Annotated in this window: 5 protein-coding genes; 1 reads left to right on the forward strand and 4 read right to left on the reverse strand. The window is 59.5% G+C overall.

The window, feature by feature from the left end:
* The 4 genes from Q5H33_RS08000 to Q5H33_RS08015 all read right to left on the reverse strand — a co-directional run.
* On the reverse strand, nucleotides 1–488 hold a 488-nt coding region (locus Q5H33_RS08000; protein ID WP_302423922.1), incomplete at its 3' end, for a type II secretion system F family protein.
* Nucleotides 488–1,246: a hypothetical protein gene (locus Q5H33_RS08005; RefSeq protein ID WP_034880134.1), complete on the reverse strand. Its 759-nt coding sequence runs from the start codon at nucleotides 1,244–1,246 to the stop codon at nucleotides 488–490. The genes Q5H33_RS08005 and Q5H33_RS08000, both read right to left, overlap by 1 nt.
* Nucleotides 1,234–2,223: a CpaF family protein gene (locus Q5H33_RS08010; protein WP_004220314.1), complete on the reverse strand. Its 990-nt coding sequence runs from the start codon at nucleotides 2,221–2,223 to the stop codon at nucleotides 1,234–1,236. The genes Q5H33_RS08005 and Q5H33_RS08010 overlap by 13 nt, the downstream gene beginning before the upstream one ends.
* Nucleotides 2,204–3,226: a P-loop NTPase gene (locus Q5H33_RS08015; protein WP_226555230.1), complete on the reverse strand. Its 1,023-nt coding sequence runs from the start codon at nucleotides 3,224–3,226 to the stop codon at nucleotides 2,204–2,206. The genes Q5H33_RS08010 and Q5H33_RS08015 overlap by 20 nt, the downstream gene beginning before the upstream one ends.
* Nucleotides 3,227–3,831: 605 nt before the next feature.
* On the opposite strand from Q5H33_RS08015, the gene ppk1 reads away from it, so the two are divergent.
* Nucleotides 3,832–5,312 (forward strand): polyphosphate kinase 1 (gene ppk1 / locus Q5H33_RS08020; protein WP_302423926.1); only part of this gene is annotated, 1,481 nt, incomplete at its 3' end.

The raw sequence follows: 5,312 nt of genomic DNA on the forward strand, positions 1-5,312 counted from the left end.
ACCGCAACAAATGCGGGAAGAAAGCACAATCCGGTCGGTAGCAACAAACGAACCGACAATTTCGCTGCAGCCTGTTCGATCTGCGAGCGCTCATCCCAATCCAATTGTTCGACCGCTGTTTCCAAACGTTCCACCGGCGAGGCGCCACTGTGCCATGACGAGGCGAACGCATCGCGTACCACCGCAAGATCGCCATCATCCGGCCATGCGTCATTCCAAGGAATTCCCCTATTCAACTGTTCCCCGGCCGACCGCAGTCCCGCACCGAAATCTCCCGCAGCGATATCGCCCACGGCAATCAGCGCGCGTGGAATGGAGGATCCCTGCCGTATGGCGACGCTGAGCATCTCCAATACCAGCGGCAGCGGAAGTTCCCGCACTCGTCCGGCGGGCGCAAGGTCGGCTGGCACACGGACCGGCCTCCACTGCTTCAGCCACATCGCTTCGGCCGCGCACACCGCCGCCGTCAGCATCCATAAGCCAGTCATCACATGGCTCCTTTCATATCATCCTGCCGCATCAGCGCACGTATCCAGATAAGTCCGAACGTGTAGCAACAGAGGGCAAATCCGAGGCATGCCAAGCCTTTGACCCCTGAAACAAGGAAGGCCAATGAGTGCGCACCCATACCTTCTCCCAAGAGCACAGTGAGCAGCGGCAACGCCATCAGGAGTTTCATCGTCGCTTTGGGCATGGCGAATGCGTTGGTACGCAGATCATCCAATAATCGTTGTCGTTTCAACGATTCAGCCACCGCCTGCAGGCATCGGCCGGTTTCGCATCCGAGCGTCAGGCTCAGCTGACAGGCCGCATATAGCTCGCCGCTCAGCCGTTCGACTTGGCCGCATTGCTCTTTGGGCGGGCATCGGCTGCGGATCACCATGGTTATGCGAAGCCTGGTAAGTTCGGGTGTGGCGAACGGCGTTCCACCCAATTCTTCGAACGCCTGCACCAATGTGGCTCCGCTGCGCACGGATGCGCGGAGGGAAGCCACGCACGCCACACATCCGATGGCGGGCAATGGTTTCGACGGCATGTTCGCCTCTTCGATTCCGTCAGACCGCCCATCGAATCCTCCATCAGGTTTTTCATCAAGGCTTTCGCCTGCGCGCCCCACTACGTTTCCCGCCCGTTCGCCCACATCGCATACGTTTCGGCGAGGCCACAGCCATACGGCCAGTCCGCACAGTACCGCGCAAATAATGCTGAGGCTTTCCATCTGCCCACCTCGATTCAACGACTCCATACGCGCACGAAATCAGGCCACTGTTGCGAAGCCCGCATTTGGCTGCCGTTCCACCCGGCCAATAGGTTTCCCCGCAGTTTCCCCTCTGCGAATTCAAGCCGTCCTATTTGCGCGATGCGCCGCCTGCCTCCCACTCGGCCCACATGCAGCACTACGTCGAACGCGTCTTGCGCGAGCGCCGCGGTGGCTTGCGGATTCAGCCCGGAGAGCAATCCCAAGGCCACCAAACGTGAGGGAACCGCCGTCACCTGATTGGCATGCAAGGTGGTCATGCCTCCGCGATGCCCGGAATTCAGCGCGCGCAGCAGATCCACGATTTCGCCGCCCCTGCATTCGCCCACCACAATGCGGTCCGGCCGCATACGCAACGTCGCGCATATCAGCTGCGACAGCCCTATGGCGCCTTTGCCTTCCATGTTGGCGCCGCGCGTCACCAGCGACACGTGGTTGGCATGGTTGAGCATGCCAAGTTCGCGCACCTCCTCCACGGTGATGACGCGCTCCCCCGGCGCGCATCGCATAAGCATTGCTTTGAGCAGCGTGGTTTTGCCTGCTCCGGTTCCGCCGGTCACGAGCACGCTGGCCCTTCGTTCCACGAATCCTTCCAGCAAAGGCATCCATCCGCTTGGAAACATGCCGTTTTCCGCCAAAGATTCCAGACTGGGCGCAACAACGTCCGGCAATCGTATGCTGATGGCGGCGCCTTGCGGAACGAGCGGTGCGATAACCGCGTGCACGCGCACGCCTTCCACCGTGGACGCGTCGGCTATCGGGCAGGCGTCGTCGAGCCTTCTGCCAAGCTGCGAGCACAGCCTCACAGCGAAATCGCGGATGGCTTGGGGACCGCTGAATGGCACGCGCAATGCATGTGGCCGCATACCTTGGCCGCGATCCACCCACACCGTTCCGTCGCAGGTTACCGCGATGTCGGTGACGCCCGGCTCGGATGCGATGTCGCTAAGTGGCCCGAGTTCCATGACTGATGCTCTTTTCTCCCAACGCTTCCTGAATGAGATCCGCCAACGTTGCGATGGCTTTCGCGTTCGTACGATTGGGTTTGCGCAGTCCAAGCCCTTCCAAGAGTTCGCTGCAAAGCTTGGCATCCGGTTTGATGACCGCGGTGATATCGCAGTCGAGGTATTCCGCCGCTTCCTCGATTGCCGTCGTGCCATGGTCGCGTACGGTTCCGCGCGGTTGCACGCCTACGAGAAACTCCCGTTCCTGCGTTGCGGCATCGTGTTCTCCGATTGAACCGTGATGCGCCCGCAGATTCGCTTTGGCCCGCGCAAGACCAAGTACCGTCAGTTCGACCACGGTAATGCGGATGGCCTTGCGCAGTTCCGTCAAATCCTGCAGTCCGTTCCATTGCCCCATATCGACGACGACCACGCTTCGCACCTGCGATAGCGCATGAATGCACGCTTGCACTTCCCACGATTGCGGATTTTCGGTTTTCCAAGGATCGCATGCCAGCAATGGCACACCATCCCAGATTGGCAGCTCCCGCAGTAGCGCTTTGCCGTCGATATTGCCAAGCGGAGCGCTGATTTCCCCGAAGCGTGAGCCGTCCTCGTTTTCCACGCCAAGAAGCACATCCAGCCCACCTCCTTGCAGATCGGCGTCGACGAGCACACATTTGAGGCCGCGTTCGCTCAGCTCGCGGGCCAGTAAGGCGGCCAGAGTGCTCGTGCCCACTCCTGCCACCACGGAGTCGATAACCACCACATTGCCCATATCGCAGGGTTCCTCCACCGATGCGCGACCGCATTGCGCAACCATGCCATACGTTCCAGGCACAGCGCCAACCAGTTGCGTTCCACCGCGATTCGATCCCGGCGGCGTATAGAACCGTTGCGCAGAGACGGTTCTGCGTTGTGTCGGCGGTGACGCTTGCGGCGCGATCGCGCCGGCGACCGGCAACAGCCCGCCCGACGGCAGCGGCACCGGAGGAACATTCGAAAAAGACGTTGCATTACTCATACCGTCGATTGAAAAGCTTCAGCGAGCACCATTGCAAGCTGAACCGGCCCTGTGGTCGGAGGACGCGAGTTATCCACAACCCCGGCGTGTTATGCACCGTTATCCACACAACGACGATAATCGGCGTCCGTCGTTTTCCCGAAAAACTCCCTGAGAACAGGCAAACAAAAAGGAAGGCCCGCCGAGCGGGCCTTCCTTGCAAGAACCTTAAGGGCAGAATCTCTGCACAACAACATCGTCGTAACGGTAAGTCTATCCAATGCCCGTTCAACGTAACGACCTATCTTGGCCATACACTCTTTGTGGGCTCTGCTCTTTAAGTGTTCTTGTACTTCGTAATTATGCTCAGCAATCCGGCAATCGCAAACCGAAACCGGCTGATGTTCCGTATTTGTCGCAACTGTTGCTTTACGATCGCAAGAATCATAAAAATGCTCCATCGTGTGCGAAACGCAAGGCGTGTTTGTTCGTTTGCGTGCGTTTGCGACAAAAACACGGCGTGTCGACACCCTAATTTGCACAATGAGCGAACGAATGTTAACTCCAGCTAAATTTTGCCGGCTTTTTACAGCATTTCCAGCTACTTAAGGATAAAGTAGGAAAGTATGGCACAGATTTTTGACGCACCCTCGAAGGCGATCTTGCGCAGCCAGATAGCTGAGCATATCGCTGAGACCGATAAAAACGACAAGCGTGAGCTTCAGGCCGGCGAAGAGCCGTTGCCGAACGACCGCTTCTTCGACCGCGAGTTGAGCTGGCTGAAGTTCAACAAGCGAGTCCTCGAACTTGCCCAAGACGAAGATCTGCCGATCATCGAACGCGCAAGCTTCGCCGCGATCTTCGCGAACAACCTCGACGAGTTCTTCATGGTTCGCGTCGCAGGTCTGAAGCGCCGCATCGACACCGGCATCGCCGTGACGGCCGCCTCCGGATTGAGCCCAAGGCAGCAGCTGCGCGCCATCAGCGAGCAGGCGCACCGCCTGCAGGACGAGCACGCGCACTACATGATCGATCACATTCTTCCCGACCTGGCGAAGGAACAGATCGTGCTGCTGAGCTGGGACAAGCTCACCGCCGCCGAACAGGAGCGCCTGTCTCGCTACTACCGTCAGCAGGTGTTCCCTGTTCTGACGCCACTGGCCGTGGATCCGGCCCACCCGTTCCCGTACATTTCCGGCGGTTCCATCAACCTCGCCGTGCTGGTGGAGAACCCGGCTTCCGGCAAGTCCCACTTCGCTCGCGTGAAGATTCCTGGAAACCTGAACCGTCTCGTGCCCGTCGACGACATGACCGACGACGATGCCACCAACGTGCGCTACGGCTTCATCACCATGGAGAACCTGATCATCGCGCACCTGGAATCCCTGTTCCCGGGCATGATCATCAAGGAAGCGCGATCCTTCCGCGTTACCCGTAACGAGGATATCGACGTGGAAGAGGATGATGCAGAGAACCTGCTCAACGCCATGGAGAAGGAGCTGCTGCGCCGTCGTTTCGGACCGCCGATCCGTCTTGAGATTTCCGACGAAACCAGCCCGTTCCTTTCCCAGCTGCTCGCCGACCAGCTGCGCGTCAGCGCCGATGAGGTGTACCGCCTGCCGGCACCGCTCGATGCGACCGTGCTCTTCGAACTTGGCGGCATCGACCGTCCGGACTTGAAGTACCGTTCGTTCGTGCCGACCACCAATCGTCAGATTGCCGAGGTGGAGTCGTCCCGCGCGCAAGACATTTTTGCAGCGATTCGCGAACGCGATATCCTCCTGCATCACCCGTACGATTCGTTCTCTACCTCCGTTCAGGCGTTCCTAGCGCAGGCTGCGGCGGATCCGAAGGTGCTCGCCATCAAGCAGACGTTGTACCGTACGTCCAGCAACTCCCCGATCATCGACGCGCTCATCGACGCGGCGCATGCGGGCAAGCAGGTGCTGGCACTGGTCGAAATCAAGGCACGCTTCGACGAAGACGCCAACATCGCATGGGCACGCAAGCTGGAACGCGCCGGCGTGCACGTGGTGTACGGCATCGTGGGCCTGAAGACCCACTGCAAGCTGAGCCTTGTGGTGCGTCAGGAAGCCGACGGCCTGCG

The sequence above is a fragment of the uncultured Bifidobacterium sp. genome, assembly GCF_959020145.1.
Lineage (GTDB): Bacteria > Actinomycetota > Actinomycetes > Actinomycetales > Bifidobacteriaceae > Bifidobacterium.

Bases quoted from the DNA above. Each gene is read 5' to 3' on its own strand.
- Q5H33_RS08005 (WP_034880134.1), bottom strand. From the start codon at position 1,246: ATGGAGTCGTTGAATCGAGGTGGGCAGATGGAAAGCCTCAGCATTATT.
- Q5H33_RS08010 (WP_004220314.1), bottom strand. From the start codon at position 2,223: ATGGAACTCGGGCCACTTAGCGACATCGCATCCGAGCCGGGCGTCACC.
- Q5H33_RS08015 (WP_226555230.1), bottom strand. From the start codon at position 3,226: ATGAGTAATGCAACGTCTTTTTCGAATGTTCCTCCGGTGCCGCTGCCG.